This is a genomic window from Lentibacillus kimchii (assembly GCF_042666895.1).
GTDB lineage: Bacteria > Bacillota > Bacilli > Bacillales > Amphibacillaceae > Lentibacillus > Lentibacillus kimchii.
In genome coordinates this window covers 145,847-162,756 of sequence record NZ_JBHTGR010000005.1, presented here as the reverse complement: position 1 = coordinate 162,756, position 16,910 = coordinate 145,847, and the positions used below count along the sequence as shown (strand labels likewise).

The 16,910-nt window shown below is 45.6% G+C and carries 15 protein-coding genes and 1 tRNA gene; 14 read left to right on the top strand and 2 right to left on the bottom strand.

Annotation, left to right across the window (positions count from 1 at the left end; genetic code table 11):
- Nucleotides 1-97: 97 nt before the first annotated feature.
- From ACFQU8_RS03595 to ACFQU8_RS03555, 9 genes are all read left to right on the top strand, one after another.
- Nucleotides 98-171, top strand: a tRNA-Gly gene (locus tag ACFQU8_RS03595).
- A gap of 129 nt (nucleotides 172-300) precedes the next feature.
- A complete protein-coding gene (locus ACFQU8_RS03590) occupies nucleotides 301-2,004 on the top strand; it encodes an ABC-ATPase domain-containing protein (RefSeq protein ID WP_382357802.1) in 1,704 nt (567 codons plus the stop codon).
- A gap of 79 nt (nucleotides 2,005-2,083) precedes the next feature.
- Nucleotides 2,084-3,229, top strand: coding sequence for a tRNA epoxyqueuosine(34) reductase QueG (gene queG / locus ACFQU8_RS03585; RefSeq protein WP_382357801.1), 1,146 nt, complete (start codon nucleotides 2,084-2,086; stop codon nucleotides 3,227-3,229).
- Between the two features lie 25 nt (nucleotides 3,230-3,254).
- Entirely contained in the window at nucleotides 3,255-3,755 is a 501-nt protein-coding gene (locus ACFQU8_RS03580) for a methylated-DNA--[protein]-cysteine S-methyltransferase (protein WP_382357800.1), read from the top strand.
- A 52-nt stretch (nucleotides 3,756-3,807) separates the two neighbouring features.
- Nucleotides 3,808-4,650, top strand: coding sequence for an amidase domain-containing protein (locus ACFQU8_RS03575; protein ID WP_382357799.1), 843 nt, complete (start codon nucleotides 3,808-3,810; stop codon nucleotides 4,648-4,650).
- A 54-nt stretch (nucleotides 4,651-4,704) separates the two neighbouring features.
- Nucleotides 4,705-5,178, top strand: a complete 474-nt coding sequence (locus ACFQU8_RS03570) for a tRNA (cytidine(34)-2'-O)-methyltransferase (protein WP_382357798.1) — start codon at nucleotides 4,705-4,707, stop codon at nucleotides 5,176-5,178.
- 543 nt (nucleotides 5,179-5,721) lie between these two features.
- Entirely contained in the window at nucleotides 5,722-8,586 is a 2,865-nt protein-coding gene (locus tag ACFQU8_RS03565) for a 2-oxoglutarate dehydrogenase E1 component (protein ID WP_382357797.1), read from the top strand.
- Nucleotides 8,573-9,859, top strand: a complete 1,287-nt coding sequence (gene odhB / locus ACFQU8_RS03560; RefSeq protein WP_382357796.1) for a 2-oxoglutarate dehydrogenase complex dihydrolipoyllysine-residue succinyltransferase — start codon at nucleotides 8,573-8,575, stop codon at nucleotides 9,857-9,859. Before ACFQU8_RS03565 ends, odhB begins: the two co-directional genes overlap by 14 nt.
- 286 nt (nucleotides 9,860-10,145) lie before the next feature.
- Nucleotides 10,146-11,225 (top strand): undecaprenyldiphospho-muramoylpentapeptide beta-N-acetylglucosaminyltransferase, encoded by a 1,080-nt coding sequence (locus tag ACFQU8_RS03555; protein ID WP_382357795.1) that lies wholly within the window; start codon nucleotides 10,146-10,148, stop codon nucleotides 11,223-11,225.
- 309 nt (nucleotides 11,226-11,534) lie between these two features.
- Here the strand turns inward: ACFQU8_RS03555 and ACFQU8_RS03550 are convergent, their stop codons facing one another.
- Nucleotides 11,535-12,086 carry a beta-class carbonic anhydrase gene (locus tag ACFQU8_RS03550; RefSeq protein ID WP_382357794.1) on the bottom strand — a complete coding sequence of 184 codons (552 nt, stop codon included), beginning with the start codon at nucleotides 12,084-12,086 and terminating at the stop codon, nucleotides 11,535-11,537.
- A 190-nt stretch (nucleotides 12,087-12,276) separates the two neighbouring features.
- Between ACFQU8_RS03550 and ACFQU8_RS03545 the strand changes: the two genes are divergently transcribed.
- Nucleotides 12,277-13,083 (top strand): S1C family serine protease, encoded by an 807-nt coding sequence (locus tag ACFQU8_RS03545; protein WP_382357793.1) that lies wholly within the window; start codon nucleotides 12,277-12,279, stop codon nucleotides 13,081-13,083.
- 52 nt (nucleotides 13,084-13,135) lie between these two features.
- On the opposite strand, the gene ACFQU8_RS03540 is transcribed toward ACFQU8_RS03545, so the two are convergent.
- Nucleotides 13,136-13,372, bottom strand: coding sequence for a YhdB family protein (locus ACFQU8_RS03540; protein ID WP_382357792.1), 237 nt, complete (start codon nucleotides 13,370-13,372; stop codon nucleotides 13,136-13,138).
- A gap of 159 nt (nucleotides 13,373-13,531) precedes the next feature.
- Between ACFQU8_RS03540 and ACFQU8_RS03535 the strand changes: the two genes are divergently transcribed.
- From ACFQU8_RS03535 to map, 4 genes are all read left to right on the top strand, one after another.
- Entirely contained in the window at nucleotides 13,532-14,293 is a 762-nt protein-coding gene (locus ACFQU8_RS03535) for a YhcN/YlaJ family sporulation lipoprotein (RefSeq protein ID WP_382357790.1), read from the top strand.
- 167 nt (nucleotides 14,294-14,460) lie between these two features.
- Nucleotides 14,461-14,928, top strand: a complete 468-nt coding sequence (locus tag ACFQU8_RS03530; RefSeq protein ID WP_382357789.1) for an S-ribosylhomocysteine lyase — start codon at nucleotides 14,461-14,463, stop codon at nucleotides 14,926-14,928.
- Nucleotides 14,929-15,184: 256 nt separating this feature from the next.
- Nucleotides 15,185-15,946 (top strand): (S)-benzoin forming benzil reductase, encoded by a 762-nt coding sequence (locus ACFQU8_RS03525; protein ID WP_382357788.1) that lies wholly within the window; start codon nucleotides 15,185-15,187, stop codon nucleotides 15,944-15,946.
- Between the two features lie 170 nt (nucleotides 15,947-16,116).
- Nucleotides 16,117-16,869 (top strand): type I methionyl aminopeptidase, encoded by a 753-nt coding sequence (map, locus tag ACFQU8_RS03520; protein ID WP_382357787.1) that lies wholly within the window; start codon nucleotides 16,117-16,119, stop codon nucleotides 16,867-16,869.
- Nucleotides 16,870-16,910 lie beyond the last annotated feature (41 nt).

Here is a 16,910-nt window from a genome sequence, read left to right as displayed (position 1 = left end):
TGGTAAAAAAGTTATTGGCGGGGCATTGAATTGATTCTGTAAACCTGCTATACTAAGTGATGTCTTAGAGAGACAGGAAACGACAAACCTTGCATAGGCGGGTGTAGTTTAGTGGTAAAACCTCAGCTTCCCAAGCTGACGTCGCGGGTTCGATCCCCGTCACCCGCTCCATACATATGTCACAACGCAGTGTTTCGCTATATTTACGAAGCATTGCGTTTTTTCATAGGTTTCGCAGGCTTGAATAAGTTCAGCCTGCCATGTATTCTAAAAGTGAAATATAAGTTTGAGGAGTTTTGTATGAAACAACTACAACAAACGTTAAAGCAGATTGATGGCAAGGGCTATAAAGCGTATAAAGACATTCAAGGCCACCATCCATTTTCCGAATTTGATTTATATATTGACTATGTTCAGGGGGATCCGTTTGCAGCCCCATCCAAAATACGTGTCGTTATACCGACAAAAAAACGGCCGTTAAAATCAGAATGGCTGGAATCGTATAGAAGAAGAGTGGCAACTGAGGACATCCTGGCACGGAAAACAGGCACCGCTGTCAGTAAAGGTGATGTGTTTATTAAAGGATCGGGAAAAAGCGGCGCGATCCAATTTGACCGGCCAGGGCAGGAGGTGCTCGAACGGAGTGCTGTCCAGGCTGATGAAAAGTCAATCACCGTATGCTTTTCGGTAGGCCTGCCGGCAAATGGCCGTAAAATTAACGGCCGGGAAGCGGAAAAACTGTTCTTCAATGCAATACCTGATATCTTGAAACGGTCCATTTTCGCAATCAGCGACGATGAAGTCGAACAAGCGGTTCAACTGGCTGATCAGCAGGAAGCCATAAGAAAGGTGATGCGCGACAATAATTGGCTGGCCTTCATTGCTAACGACTCGATCCTCCCCAGAGAAAGCGGGATCAGCAACCGGCCATTAAAGAAAGCCGTTCCTTTCGAAAGCCCTGCAGAAGATGAAGTGACAATCGAAATTCCGCACCGCACAGAGCCCTTAAAAGGCATGGCCATTCATAGAGGGATTACGCTGATTGTCGGCGGTGGCTATCACGGCAAGAGTACACTTCTCGAAGCAATGGAACGCGGCGTGTATTCGCATATTAAAGGCGATGGTCGTGAATATGTTCTCACTGATATGGATGCAGTCAAAATCCGTGCGGAAGACGGCCGGCAGGTAACAGGTGTCAATATTTCACCGTTCATCACCAACTTGCCGCATAAGCAGAATACCCATTTCTTCACAACAGAGAATGCCAGCGGGAGCACGTCGCAGGCAGCTAATGTAATGGAAGCACTGGAAGTGGGAGCGACGACCATTCTGATTGATGAAGACACCAGTGCCACGAATTTCATGATCCGCGACGAACGCATGCAGCAGCTGGTCCATAAAGACAAAGAGCCGATCACACCTTTCATTGATAAGATTAAACAAATGTATGATCAGCTTGGTGTGTCAACGATTCTCGTCATGGGTGGTTCCGGCGATTACTTCAGTGTAGCTGATAACGTCATCATGCTGGAAGCCTATGAACCTTATAATGTGACAGACGATGCCAAGCAAATTGTCGCAGAAAACCCGAATAGACGGGAGTCGATGCTGGAGCAGACGTTTGGTGATTTAACGGAACGGTATTTTCAGCAGTCGTCTGTCCAGACACAAAAAGGGAAAAAATCCAAAGTCCAGGCTAAAGGACTGACAACCATTATTATGGGCCGGTCGGATATAACATTTGCGGATACGGAACAGCTGGTCGATCCGTCACAAACACGCATGATTGCCGAAATCATTCAGCATCTGGACCGGACAAATGCACTTGGAAACCAGTCACTGAATGACCTGTTGGATACAATTGAACAGCAAATGGATCAGAAAGGGCTGGCCTCATTCACGGCGTTCGGGAACAAGCATCCGGGAGATATAGCACGTCCCAGACGCCATGAGATTGCTGCAGTTCTCAATCGCATGCGCACCGCAAAAGTTACACAGCAATAAAAACGTTCTGTCCCTTTTTTAAAAAGACCAGGCTGATCAAAGAAGGGGCAGTTAGTCATCAGGGAAGGAGGCCGTCCAAATGAACACAAGTCAGCTGCGTCAGGCCATACTTGATTACAGTGAGGAAATCGGGATTGATAAACTTGGGTTTGCCTCTGCAGATGTATTTGAAAGCTTGAAACAGCGTTTGAAACGGCAGCAGGAACTTGGGTATCAATCCGGTTTTGAAAAAGGGTCGATTGAGGAGCGGACTGAACCTGACCGATTGCTCCCAGAGGCTAAATCGATTATTTCGATTGCGCTTGCTTATCCTTCGCGCACAAAGGATAGGCCCGCGAATAAAAAAGAAGAGCGACGAGGTGTTTTTTGCCGGGCCTCGTGGGGGAGAGATTATCATGAAGTGCTCAAAGCCAAATTGACCGATCTCGATGCCTTTATCAGAGAGCGTTTTCCTGATGCTGAGACCAATGTGATGGTCGATACTGGCGAGCTGTCTGACCGCGCTGTTGCTGAGCGTGCTGGCATCGGCTTCAGCGGCAAAAACACCTCCATTATCACGCCAGAATTTGGCTCCTATGTTTATCTGGGGGAAATTATCACCAATATTCCATTCGTGCCGGATACCCCGCTTGAAGATGGGTGTGGCTCCTGTACCAAATGTCTGGATGCTTGTCCAACAGGGGCTCTTGTCCAGGGCGGCCAATTGGATGCGCAAAAATGTCTGGCCTTTCAAACGCAAACGAAAGATTTTATGCCCGAAGAATACCGCTCGAAAATCGGCCATTTCATTTATGGTTTCGATACCTGCCAGGCTGTATGTCCGTATAACAAACATATGGATGTGCATAAACACCCGGAATTTGAGCCGGATCTTGATGTAGCCAAGCCTAAGTTAAAGCCGATGCTCCGGATTTCCAACCGGGAATTCAAGGAGACGTTTGGCCACGTCGCCGGGTCATGGCGTGGGAAAAAGCCCCTGCAGCGCAACGCATTAATCGCACTTGGAAACGACAGAGATACGGCATCAGTTGACGAGATCATCAGTGTTATGAGTAATGATCCGCGGCCGGTTATTCGCGGGACCGCAGCCTGGTCGCTCGGAAAAATCGGAACCGAAGAGGCTTACGCTGCTATTAAAGATGCGATGAAACAGGAACAGGATGATCAAGTGGTTGAAGAAATGGAAAAAGGGCTGACCTTTCAGGAGGTTACTCTGACTGATTGATGTTCGTCGAAAAGAGGCATTCACTATGAAGCTTTATTATGATGAAATGGATTCCCCAGTTGGTCCATTGACTATTTTAAGTGATGGGGAACAAGCAATCCGGATTGACTACGGCCCATTTAGGGAGCTGACCGGCCTGACGAAATGGGCCCAGCGCTACTTGGGTGAACCGGTGTTCCAAAAGCAGCCTGGTCAAGTGGCTCTTATCAAACGTGAACTGACCGATTATTTTCGGGGAAAACGGGAAGCTTTTTCATTCGCCTTTGTTTTTTATGGCACACCATTTCAGCAGCAAGTCTGGCATGCCTTGTGTCACGTTCCTTACGGTGAAACGCGGACATACAAAGCGATAGCCGATTCAATAGGCAATCCGAAAGCCGTGCGGGCTGTCGGCGGTGCGGTTAATAAAAACCCATTTTCGATTGTCGTGCCATGTCATCGGGTTATTGGTGCAAATGGCCAGATGGTTGGTTATGGCGGCGGACTGGCTAAAAAAGAATTTCTGCTGGAACTTGAGGCAAAATAGCAGGTGTTGGACAAACTTTCTCTCCATATAGTAATAGTGGAGGGATTTTTTTATGGAGAAACTCAAACGTGATTGGCTTGCTTTTTTTCAATCGGACCGGCAAACAGATACCTGGTGGAGTCGGAAAAAAGGACTGTTTCAAAATCGCGGTGCTGACATTGTTAAGATCAGCGGACAGGGGCATGCTTTTGAGGAGATCCGATATGCCGGTCAAGCTTTTGGACGTTACCTGTTGCATTTAACGTTTTTAATTAAGCAAAAACAGCATTTTTTTCTGGAAGAGCAAGTCATACCGTGTGAAGTTAGATGGAAGGATGGTGAGATGACTGAGCATAAGGTGATGGCTATGCCTGTTCAAATGGCCAGCGAAGCGGTGCTTGAATCGTCGTCGTTAAGAGATAGCACAGGCGACCGCTTTTCTTATGACAGACGAGCAGCCGTCCGATATGCCGAGCGGTGGTGGAACAGTTATAATCCCAACTACCGTCAATTCGAGGTAGACTGCACCAATTACGTTTCCCAATGTATGCGGGCAGGCGGCGCACCGATGAGAGGAGCTCCTGAACGGGACAAAGGCTGGTGGTATCAGGACGATAATTGGAGCTACAGCTGGGCAGTCGCTCATTCCCTGCGCTGGTATTTAAGCGGTTCAACGTCAGGTTTAAAAGGAAAAGAAGTGGAATCGGCTCACGATCTTCTCCCAGGTGATATTATTTGTTATGATTTTGCCGGTGATGGGAGATGGGACCATAATACAATCGTGGTGGCCCGTGATGCTGAGGGGATGCCACTGGTAAATGCTCATACTGATAACAGCCGGAATCGTCACTGGTCATACGAGGACTCGCCTGCCTGGACACCAGCCATTCAATATAAGTTTTTTCGAATTGGGTAAGCGTGGTATACTAATGCTGTTGCAGCATGTTACTTGGAAGAGGGGATTGGAACAGTGAGTCTTAATATCGTACTTTATCAACCCGAAATACCTGCTAATACAGGCAACATAGCGAGAACGTGTCTGTCGGCACATGCGACATTGCATCTAATCCACCCGCTTGGATTTTCCACCGATGATAAGATGGTGCGCCGGGCAGGGCTTGATTATTGGCCATATGTGGATGTGCGTGAATATAATGACATCGACACATTATATACAGCTTTTCCAGATGGGTGTTATTACTATATTGAAAATATCGGTTCTAATTATTACACGGATTATAACTTTTCGGATACGAATCAGGATTTATTCTTTGTATTCGGCCGTGAAGGCAGCGGTTTCCCGGAGGCGTTTCTTGCCGGTAAGGAAGATCAGTGTCTGCGGGTTCCTATGGGTGAGAAAGTCCGTTCATTGAACCTGGGGAATACGGCAGCTATAATCATTTACGAAGCGCTTCGCCAGCAGGGATTCCCGAATATGGCATAAACATCGCAGGAATCACGATGAAAGCATCGGCTTATTTGCCGATGCTTTTCTGTGCGATGGCTGAAGCCGCATAAGACAGGAAACTGACACCATTAACGCGTTGTATTCACTGCTTCTTTTTGGGAACGCCTGGTTTAGCGTCATATCCCGCCGTGAAAATGGAAACGAGAAATGTCGCTGTAACGCCTAGTATGAGAGCAATGTCCATGAATGCATCTCCTCCTATTGTTTATGTAAATCGTACTTTAACGTTATTATACCCTTATTATACCGGATAATGCCTATTATGTGAACCGTCACAACAGAAAGGTATCTACGGAACGCTGTGTGAATTATTCTATTTTTAAAACAGTGCGATCCTGTGTTGTCTGTGGCGCAAAAATAGGGTATATTAGTTGATGGAGCAAAACGAAAAGAGCTATAATGCAGTTGACGTATGCGAAACGTGATAATATGTATTTACTGACACATGCGTGTGAACTGTTTTAATGTTATTATGCTAATAGGGTACGATAACGACAAATGCAAATGGGGGTATAAGACGTGGCACAAAATGAAGCATCTCACGAAAATTTCTGGGAGAGTTTTCATGGACCAAACATGGGGTATATTGAAGAACAGTATGAGTTATATAAGGAAAACAGTGATGCGATCGATCCTTCCTTAAAAGAACTTTTTGACAAGCATGGATCCCCTGTCCAGGTGCAATCGTCACAAGGAACCAGTCAGGAATTGCAGCAATCATCTCTTTCCACAGGTGATGTTAAGAAGTTAACCTCAGCAATGAAGCTTGTTGAGGCTATTCGTCGTTTTGGCCACATGGAGGCGGATATTTACCCTGTGGGGCGTGATGAGCGCGATTCAAATCTGGTTGATCCCGAGACATATGGACTGTCAGAAGAGGATTTAGAAAGCATGCCGGCTTCATGGCTCTGGGAACAAGCACCAGCCAGCGTTGATAACGGCTCAGATGTTATCCGGGAGCTGAAGAAAATTTATTCCGGAACGATCACATTTGAATATGATCACGTCAATAATGATAACGAACGTGCTTGGCTGCTGGATTATATTGAGTCCGGCAAATATGATGCTGCATGGTCTGATGAAGATAAACAGAATATACTGGAGCGGCTGGCTCAAGTAGAAGGCTTTGAAGAGTTCCTGCAGAAAATGTTCACCGGTCAGAAACGTTTTTCGATTGAAGGTATGGAATCAATGATTCCGATGCTCGATCAGGTTGTTAAAAATTCAATTGATGACCGGGTGGAACATATTATGATGGGAATGGCACACCGGGGACGTCTCAGTGTTCTGGCACATGTTCTTGGAAAGCCGTTTGACAGGATTTTTTCCGAATTCCATCATTCTACTGATAAAGAACTTATTCCATCAGAAGGATCGACAGGCATTAATTCCGGCTGGACCGGTGATGTGAAGTATCATTATGGTGCGACGAAAGATGTTCAGGACGGCACGGAAACAACAACGCGTATAACACTTGCCAACAACCCTTCCCATTTGGAATTTGTTAACCCAATTGCTGAAGGACTGGCGCGTGCTGGTCAGGACGACCGCGCACACAGAGGATCTCCAGGACAGGACTTTAATAAAGCACTGCCTGTTCTGATTCATGGTGATGCCGCATTCCCGGGAGAAGGTGTTGTCGCTGAAACACTGAATTTCAAGGGTTTGCCAGGCTATCAGACGGGTGGAACGCTCCACATCATCTCAAACAATCTGCTCGGGTATACGACAACCCAGCAGGATGGACGCTCAACCCGCTATGCCAGTGATTTGGCAAAAGGGTTTGAAATACCGATCATTCATGTAAACGGTGATGATCCAATTTCATGTGTGATTGCTGTTAAAATGGCTTATGAATACCGGCAGACATTTCATAAAGATTTCCTGATTGATCTTGTTGGTTATCGCCGTTATGGCCATAACGAAATGGATGAACCACGGGCCACACAGCCTATGCTTTATCAAGTTATTGATGACCATCCAGCAACTTCAGCTGTTTTCGCAGAACAATTGCAAAACGAGGGCATCATTAACCAAGACACATTGCAGCAATTCAAGCAGCAGACAGAAGCTAATTTGCGCGAGATTTATGAGAACATGAAAGAGAATGATGCTGATACCGAAACAGCTAATGACATGCCAAAAGCTTTAACGAATGGACTTGATCAATTTAAGACGGCAATACCGCTGGAAACTCTGAAAAAGCTGAATAACGATTTGCAGAAACGTCCTGAAGGCTTCACTGTCTTCCGCAAGCTGAAACGGATTCTCAAGCGCCGTGAAAACCTGTTTGAAGATGGCAATAAAGCCGATTGGGGTGCTGGTGAGGCGTTGACATATGCGTCCATTCTCAATGATGGCATCCCGATCCGCTTAACCGGTCAGGATACAGAACGCGGGACATTTGCACATCGTCATTTAGTTCTGCATGATGCTGAGACTGGTGAAACATATAGCCCAATGCACGGGCTTGAAGGAGTCGAGGCTTCCTTCGATATCCAAAACAGTCCGCTTTCGGAAGCCGGCGTATTAGGATTTGAATATGGTTACAGTGTACAGGCACCGAATGCCCTTGTTATTTGGGAAGCCCAATTTGGTGATTTTGTCAATGCGGCTCAGGTCGTTATTGATCAGTTCATCTCTGCGGCACGCGCTAAATGGGGCGATAAATCCAACATGGTCATGCTGCTGCCGCATGGTTATGAAGGGCAGGGGCCGGAACACTCCAGTGCTCGTTTGGAACGTTTCTTGCAGCTTGCTGCTGAGAACAATTTAATTGTTGCCAATGTCACATCATCAGCACAATATTTCCATTTGCTCCGCCGGCAGGCTGCCATGCGCGGCAAAGAAGAGGCACGGCCGCTTATCCTGATGTCGCCAAAGAGTTTATTGCGCAATGAGCGGGTTGCTTCCAGTGCTGAAGAGTTTACAGATAGCGGGTTCAAGCCATTAAGAGAGCAGCCAAATCTTAAAGTGAGCAAGAAAAATGCAACCCGGCTGCTAATGGGAAGCGGCAAGGTTATGGTTGACATTGAAGAGGAAATGGCGGATTCAGATAAGTCATTTGACTGGCTGCGTGTTTTACGGGTGGAACAAATTTATCCATTCCCGTCTAAGCAGCTGGCAAACGAATTAAAACAACTGCCAAACCTTAAAGAAATTGTCTGGGTCCAGGAAGAGCCAAAGAATATGGGCAGCTGGGATTTCGTGGATAACTATTTACGGGAGTTATTAACCGAAAACCAGACACTGCGCTATGTTGGCCGTCCACACCGGGCATCACCGGCTGTCGGAGACCCGAATGTGGACAAAGCTGAACAGCGTTATATTATTCAACAAGCGATTAATCCGTCAGAAGGAGGAGATTCCAGTGAGCGAAATTAAAGTTCCAGAACTTGCCGAATCGATTACGGAAGGAACCATTTCCGAGTGGTTTGTCAAAAAAGGCGACAAAGTTGAAAAAGGTGATGTCGTTCTTGAGCTGGAAACAGATAAAGTTAATCTTGAGGTTAACTCTGATTATTCAGGTGTTATCACCGAAATCCTGCAGGGAGAAGGTGACGATGTCGAAGTTGGCGACGTGATTGCCAATGTTGACGAAAATGCAGAAGCAGGCAGCAGTGACGCCGGGGAAAGCACTGAGCAAAACGAAGCAAAAGCATCTGAACAGCCGGCAAACGAGCCAAAGGAAGCACCACAGGCAGAGCAGCAGACAGAACAGGCTGATGCTTCGGACAACAGCCAGGATGTTATTGCATCACCTGCTGCCCGCAAGCGTGCACGTGAATTGGGTATCGATCTGAATGATGTTCAGGCGCGTGACCCATTAGGCCGTATTCGTCCGGAAGATGTCGATGCATCGGCAAAAGGCGGCAATGACAAAGCAGCGTCGAAGCCTGAGCAAAAAGAAGCATCGAAACAGTCATCCGATAAGTCGGAGAAGACAGAATTTGATAAGCCTGTCGAACGTGTTAAGATGTCGCGCCGTCGTCAGACAATCGCCAGCCGGATGGTAAATGTACAGCAGGAAGCAGCGATGCTGACAACATTTAATGAAGTTGATATGTCAGCCATCATGCAGCTGCGAAGCGAACGGAAAGATGCCTTTAAAGACAAACATGGTGTCAAATTAGGATTTATGTCTTTCTTTACCAAAGCGGTCATTGGTGCTTTGAAAGACTTTCCGCTCTTAAATGCCGAGATACAAGGCAAGGAAATTGTTAAGAAACAATTCTATGATATCGGGATTGCGGTTGCCACTGATGACGGTCTGGTTGTCCCTGTTGTCCGTGATGCCGATAAACTGGATTTTGCCAGCGTCGAAAAAGAAATCGGTGAATTAGGTCAAAAAGCGGTTAATAAAGAATTGTCATTGGAGGAGCTGCAAGGTGGTACATTCACCATTACTAATGGCGGCACCTTTGGATCAATGATGTCAACACCTATTCTCAATTCGCCGCAGGTTGGTATTTTGGGTATGCATAATATTCAAAAACGTCCTATGGTTATGCCGGATGATTCGATTGAAGTACGCCCAATGATGTATCTAGCTGTGTCGTACGATCACCGGCTTGTTGACGGTAAAGAAGCTGTCCAGTTCCTTGTCCGGATCAAAGAACTTCTGGAAGATCCATATAACTTATTGCTTGAAGGCTAATCTTGAAAGCAAACCCGCCATGATGATTATCATGGCGGGTTTTTTTAGAAATAGCTGACATGTCGTCTGATTAACTAAAAAGGTACTTTTAATGTTTTCTGCCCCGGTCTCTTCCTTTTCATATGGATATCCCTTAAGATGGGAGAAGCCGGAATATAAATATATGGTCTTTCTGTATAAATGCGCTCGCGTATCTGACTGCGGTCAGATTATTGAAGTGCTGACCACTGGCAATGTAAAAAACTGTTCGGTTCGCGGATGTTTTGAAAGAAGGAGTGCTTCGTTTATGTGTGCCAAACGATTATTATTTACAGGCGGCGGTACAGCCGGTCATGTCATTGTTAACCTTGCCCTGATTCCAGCCTTCCAGAATGAAGGTTGGGAAATAGATTACATCGGCTCTCATGATGGGATTGAGCGTAAGCTGGTTGGGTCTCTTAATAATGTTACATACTACCCGATTTCCACTGGCAAGCTGCGCCGTTATTTATCAACTGAAAACATAAAAGATCCATTTAAAGTGGTGAAAGGGGTGATGCAGGCTTGGCGTATTATTGGAAAACAAAAGCCGTCCGTTATTTTTTCCAAAGGCGGTTTTGTTTCTGTCCCGGTCATTATGGCGGCGAAATTGCGCGGTGTTCCAACTGTCATTCATGAGTCTGACTTCACACCTGGTCTTGCTAATAGACTCTCCATTCCATTTGCCAAGAAGGTACTGGCTACTTTTCCCGAGACAATGAATTATTTACCAGAAAAAAAATCCGAGCACGTTGGAGCCGTCGTGAGGGATGAGCTGTTTGCAGGTGATAAAACAGAGGGGCTCACTATGTGCGACTTTACCAGCAATAAGCCTGTTCTGCTCGTCATGGGGGGAAGCGGCGGTGCGGAAAAAATCAATCAGACAGTGCGGGAGAACCTTGATCAGCTCTTAACCATGTTTCAGATTGCCCATATTTGCGGACAGGGGAAAACGGATCCATCTTTTGAGCAGGCGGGGTATGCCCAGTTTGAGTATGTTAATGAAGAACTGCAGAATTTATTCGCTGCAACGGATCTTGTCCTGTCACGTGCTGGCTCCAATGCGATTTTTGAATTTCTGGCGCTTCATAAACCGATGCTGCTGATACCGCTCTCAAGATCTGCCAGCAGAGGGGATCAGATCATTAATGCTCAATCATTCAAGGATCAAAACTTTGCCCGGGTTATGGAGGAAGAGGAATTGACGGATGAATCGCTGGTGAATGAGTTGTCTCAGTTGAAAAAACAGGCACCCGTGATAGTAGACCATATGAAAAATTACCGAAGTGACAAATCTCGTGAACGGGTGATGTCGATCATTAAACAGACAGGCGGAATCGATGTATGATATAAGGACTGAAATATCTGCACAGGGGCTGGGACAGAAGGCAAGAGTCATAAGCCCGCTCCGGAAAAAGACGCCGCTTTCCGCGGGCGGCTGGTGAGCCTCCGAAGCGCTGGCGCGCTCCGGAGGCTCACCTATCCTTTGATCCCTTAGAAGTCGCCGTCTTTTCCTCCGCTGAGCTGAAGCATATGTTGATCTTGGGAGCTGGTCATTTAAATTCTGTCCCAGCCCCTTTTTAATCATTGACAGCAGATATAAAGCAAATTCTAATCTTATGTCTGTAACAGTGAAACCGGCTGGGTATCTGATTTCCTACCCCCTTGTCACTAGATCTGCCTGCCCCGTATCAGGATCGATAACCAGGCCGTGAACATGAATAGATGATGGTAATAAAGGATGATTTCGAATGACCGAGACACTTTCCTGAACAGAGTCCTCTACTGCGTTAAACCCTTTGAATTCACTTTCTAAATCAATCCCCGCATGTTTTAGGGTATGAATGGATTCAGATGGTACGCCTTTGTCCAGAGCAGACTGTTCAAAGTCGTCCTGATCCATATGAGACATGCCGCAATCATGATGGCCGATGACCATAACTTGTTCCGCTTTTAATGCGTGTATAGCGACCAGGATACTTTTCATAACGCTATCAAATGGATCACGAAGAATCGCACCAGCATTTTTCACCATTTTCACATCGCCGTTTTGGATGTTTAATGCTTTCGGAAGTAATTCGATCAGCCGCGACTCCATACAAGTGAAAATGACTGTGCGTTTGTTGGGAAGGCTGTCTGTCTGATAGGGCTCGTAAGCTTTATTTTTTACAAATTGTTCATTATACGTCAGCATATCGTCAAGCAGCATGTTATCTTTCCTTTCCTTTGTATGATTTTGAAATAATGCTACCATTATAGCACGTTTTCTGCCATTTTGTGCCTGCGTGCATACTGTCCAAAAAACTGTTTTTTATTCATCGCTGGGTTTAAGCTTGACAAATGTTAGCATATAGATACATCTGTTGGTAATGATTGACACGTGTTATGGGGGCTGGCTTATGTCTGATGATAAAAAGAACCATAGTGATGATGATTTGTATGAAGAACTTGATGAAGAAGAACTTTTCGAGCTTGTTGAGGAGGAACGGCAGAAGGCTTTAGCAAAAGAGCAGCACAGGAAGCAACAGGCAAAGCCCCGCAGACGATTTCCAAAGTGGGTATTCTGGCTGATTGCTGCTGTCATGGTATTAAATGTTGGTGCCCTGATTCCGCAAACGTTTTCGATTCCTGCAGTTGATTTCTTGAAAACCTCTGCCAAATTGTCCACCCAGGAAAATATTCAAACATACAAGCAATCGGTTGTGGTGATTGAAACAGAAGAAGGCAGGGGAACTGGCTTTTCCATATCTGCCGATGGGAAGGTTCTTACTAATTACCATGTTGTGGAAGGCAATGATACGGTTACAGTTGCGTTTCCTGACAAAGGGCTTTTATCCGGGCATGTGGAAACTGTTTATCCATCGGTCGATCTGGCGGTTGTGAAGGTTGATGAGACTGGATTGCCTCATCTTGACGTTGCCGAAAAGACGGCGTTTGAAGCCGGGAGTGAGCATGTTTATTTCATCGGGAATCCCATTCGATTCAGCGGCATTGCCAATGAAGGCCGGGTACTGGATTATATCCAGCTCAGCGACTGGGACAAACCAGTGGTCATGATGGATGCGCCCGTATACCGCGGCAATAGCGGCAGTCCGGTCATTAATGAAGACGGGAACGTGATAGGCGTTGTATTTGCAACCATCCACCACGATGACTATGGACGTGTCGGTTTGTTCATTCCAATTGATTACTATCACGCTTTATAAAGGAAAAAATGCACTGGTACAAGTGCACTTTTTCCCGATAAATCATTTTTCCTTATACCTCCATCGTTACAGGCGGCATATAGGTCATAGCATGGTCAATATAATACAGCAGTTCATCGTGGGAATTCATTACTTTAGCCTGTTCAGGTGAATAATAATAGGCGTGCAGAAATACCTGTATTTTTTTGGAAAGCATATCGTCATCTGTGCGGACCATTAGTATAAGCAGTTCATCCCATTGGCCCCACAATGTGTAATATAAAGCTTTATCGTAATCAGGGATTTCCATTTTTAAAATCCTCCTTCAATTTGAAAGGATCTTCTATAGCCTTCCCTGATATCTTATATATTTGTCCGTAACAAGCACAGTGTTCGTTCCCAATTTATGTAAGCGTATAAAACTTAAGTGCTGCTGCAGACTAATAGCAAAACCGTAAGGAGGATTTATATGAAATGGAAATTGGTAAGTCTGATGGCTGTCTTGCTTCTTGTGTTAGCTGCCTGCAATACGAATGGGAACGATAACGCTGCTGAAGATGGTCAGGACAATGATGGCAATGTGGAAAAGACAGGTTATGAAAACGATGGCGATACAAACGATATGAACCCCGATAATCCGGATAACACTAATACAGATGATAATCGTATGAATGATCGTAACAACAATGGGAATATGAACGACGGTGACAATTATACGCGGAATACAAATAATAACAGCCAGTATAAACTGGCAAATAAAGCCGCAGATAAAATCACAAATAAAATGGACAATATTGACCATTCGTATGTTTTAAAGACTGACAATAATGCGTATGTAGCAGCTCAGCTTAATCAGGCTAACAAGAACAAAGATAATGCTGATATGAATGATGGCGATAATATGGATGGCAACACAGCAAATGACGACAATGGAAACATGGACGGCGACACAGCAAATGATGGCGATAATGGAAACATGGATGGCAACATTAATAACACTAATACTGACAAAGGCAGCAACGTTACTGACAGTGTAAAAAATGACATCAGTGACATTGTGAAGTCAGTTGATTCTGATGTTGATAACGTTTATGTAACGACAAATCCAGATTTCTTTGATCTTGCTGGTGATTACTCGGATAAAGCAGGTAATGGCAAACCTGTCAGAGGATTATTCGATCAGATGGGCAACATGATTGAGCGTATTTTCCCGCAGCAGGGCAATAAATAATAAACGAAAAAAAGGGTGGCAAGCAAAAGCAGCTGTCGCCCTTTTTTGCGTTTGCAGCCTGGAAGCAAGAACCGTGGTCAGGGTCTAGACAGATTTTTTTACACGTCTGATGATTCATGTTAGGTTAAAATAAGAATCACTTGGAAGCGTATAAAGGAGCGGTCACTATGCCTGAAAACATGAATGCCGAAAGTTTCAGCCTTGATTACACAAAAGTCGCAGCACCTTATGTTCGCCTTGTCAGTGAAACAAAAGGTGTGAATGGTGATCAGGTTAATAAATATGATATTCGGTTTAAACAGCCGAATCAGGAACATATGGATATGCCCGGTCTGCATTCAATTGAACATTTAATGGCTGAGAGTATCTGCGTCCATCTCGATAATGTGCTGGATATTGGGCCGATGGGCTGCCAGACGGGATTTTATCTGTCCGTTCTTAACAATGACAGCTACGAAGAAATAACAGATGCGCTGGAAAAGACATTACAGGATGTTCTGACGGCTGATGAAGTGCCGGCCTGCAACGAAGAACAATGCGGCTGGGCGGCTAATCATAGTCTTGACGGAGCAAAAACAATTGCAGAGGCTATGCTGAAGCGAAAAGATGAATGGAATCAGGTGTATGCACCATAGGTGAATAGGTTATATGGTCTGAGGGACAGCCTTGCATTCAGGCTGTCTTTTTTATGGATCGTCTTAAATGCTTATCGGCACCCAGCATGCTTTGTTCTTTTTTGCTTCTCTGTGTGCTAAAATAGTATTAAACGATCAGGGGAGATGAGCCAGCAGGCATTGCGCGCTTTATCCGAGAATAGGTATGGGAAGCACTCGTTTACTGCTGGTCTGAGCGTTAATACTTTAGCTAAACCATGTATGGAGGGTCGAAACGATGCGACATGCTGTTGTCACCGGTGTTTCGAAAGGACTGGGCGAGTCAATTGCTAAAAAGTTTATGGAAAGAGGGGTGCATGTAACAGGGATATCCCGCGGAAAAAATCATCGGCTTGCGGACGTGGCGGCAGCGAATCAGGTAACATATCAGCACTATGCGATTGACTTAGGAAATCTGCAGGCGACTGAGAAAACGTTTCAGCAAATCAGTGATGATATTTTTTCCCGCAATCTGGATACCGTTTATTTAATTAATAATGCAGGTGTTCTGGAACCGATGAGTCCCTCAATGAATACGACAAGTGCTGATATAGCCCATCATATTCAGGTTAATATGACAGCGCCAATGGTGTTAACCAACATCTTTCTGAAAAAAGCTGCTGACTGGGATGTGCGCTTTATGGCGGCAACGATTACATCAGGCGCAGCAGAAAGGCCAGTGTATGGCTGGAGTGCCTACTGCTCGACCAAAGCAAGCATTAATATGTATACGCAAACGGCCGCCCTGGAGCAGGATAAACTGGAAACGCGGAGTAAAGTAATTGCTTTCAGTCCAGGTATTATGGATACAGACATGCAGAAGACAATCCGCAACAGTGATAAGCATGCTTTTCGCGAGGTTGACCAGTTCCGGGCTTATAAGGAACAAAATAAGCTAAAAGATGCTGATACGGTTGGTGGCGTTCTCGTTGATATTCTGACAGACGACTCATCCGTTGTTAATGGAAAAATTTATAATGTTGCGGATTACACGGACTAACGATGCCCCGGCCGATGCGTTTTATAGGCTATTGTAACAGGCCGGGCTGAAAGGCAGGGGATGGAAGTCCGCTGCCAATGTATAGTGTTACCTGCTATGCTGATTCTAAGGCTCATCCCAGGTCACGATTGATAGCAGGCTAAGAATTATAGACAGAAAGGACGAAACGTATGATTACACGAAAAAGTGAACGCGAAATTGAAAAAATGCAAAAGGCTGGCGATATTCTCGTCGCGTGTCATCAGGAAATTGGGAAAATGATTAAACCCGGGGTCACCACGAAACAGATTGACTCTTTTGTTGAGAAGTTTCTTGCGGAGCGCGGTGCGACACCTGAACAAAAGGGATTTGAGGGGTATCCCTATGCGACATGCGCCTCGGTTAATGACGAAATCTGCCATGGTTTCCCACGCGACGAAGAACTGGTTGATGGTGACATTGTCACGGTTGATATGGTGGTCAATTTGAATGGCGGACTGGCTGACTCAGCCTGGACATTCCAAGTCGGAACCCTGGATGATGTTGGGGAGAAATTGCTCGATGTTACTAAAAAATCCCTTTACAAAGGGATTGAACAAGCGCAGCCAGGCAGTCGAATAGGAGATATTGGCCATGCGATCCAGACTTATGCTGAAGCGGAAGGTTTCTCCGTTGTCCGGGACTTTACAGGTCATGGTATCGGCCCAACACTGCATGAAGAGCCGCATATCCCGCATTTTGGCGAGGCAGGTAAAGGAACACGGCTGAAAGAAGGAATGGTTGTCACGATTGAGCCGATGATCAATGAAGGCAGCTGGCAAAGTAAAATGGACACTAACAACTGGACAGCACGGACCATTGATGAAGGCCGCTCGGCACAGTATGAACATACCATTGTTATCACTAAGGACGGTCCCATGATCACCACTGAGCAGAATCAGTAGCTTTTGCCTGAACGGGCCAATACAGACACGAACGTCCTCGT

Excerpts from the sequence above, each read along its gene's own strand:
- ACFQU8_RS03530 (WP_382357789.1), top strand. The coding sequence starts at position 14,461 with ATGCCTGAAAACATGAATGCCGAAAGTTTCAGCCTTGATTACACAAAA.
- ACFQU8_RS03525 (WP_382357788.1), top strand. The coding sequence starts at position 15,185 with ATGCGACATGCTGTTGTCACCGGTGTTTCGAAAGGACTGGGCGAGTCA.
- queG (WP_382357801.1), top strand. The coding sequence starts at position 2,084 with ATGAACACAAGTCAGCTGCGTCAGGCCATACTTGATTACAGTGAGGAA.
- ACFQU8_RS03555 (WP_382357795.1), top strand. The coding sequence starts at position 10,146 with ATGTGTGCCAAACGATTATTATTTACAGGCGGCGGTACAGCCGGTCAT.
- ACFQU8_RS03575 (WP_382357799.1), top strand. The coding sequence starts at position 3,808 with ATGGAGAAACTCAAACGTGATTGGCTTGCTTTTTTTCAATCGGACCGG.
- ACFQU8_RS03550 (WP_382357794.1), bottom strand. The coding sequence starts at position 12,086 with ATGCTGCTTGACGATATGCTGACGTATAATGAACAATTTGTAAAAAAT.
- ACFQU8_RS03590 (WP_382357802.1), top strand. The coding sequence starts at position 301 with ATGAAACAACTACAACAAACGTTAAAGCAGATTGATGGCAAGGGCTAT.
- map (WP_382357787.1), top strand. The coding sequence starts at position 16,117 with ATGATTACACGAAAAAGTGAACGCGAAATTGAAAAAATGCAAAAGGCT.
- ACFQU8_RS03545 (WP_382357793.1), top strand. The coding sequence starts at position 12,277 with ATGTCTGATGATAAAAAGAACCATAGTGATGATGATTTGTATGAAGAA.
- ACFQU8_RS03580 (WP_382357800.1), top strand. The coding sequence starts at position 3,255 with ATGAAGCTTTATTATGATGAAATGGATTCCCCAGTTGGTCCATTGACT.
- ACFQU8_RS03535 (WP_382357790.1), top strand. The coding sequence starts at position 13,532 with ATGAAATGGAAATTGGTAAGTCTGATGGCTGTCTTGCTTCTTGTGTTA.
- ACFQU8_RS03540 (WP_382357792.1), bottom strand. The coding sequence starts at position 13,372 with ATGGAAATCCCTGATTACGATAAAGCTTTATATTACACATTGTGGGGC.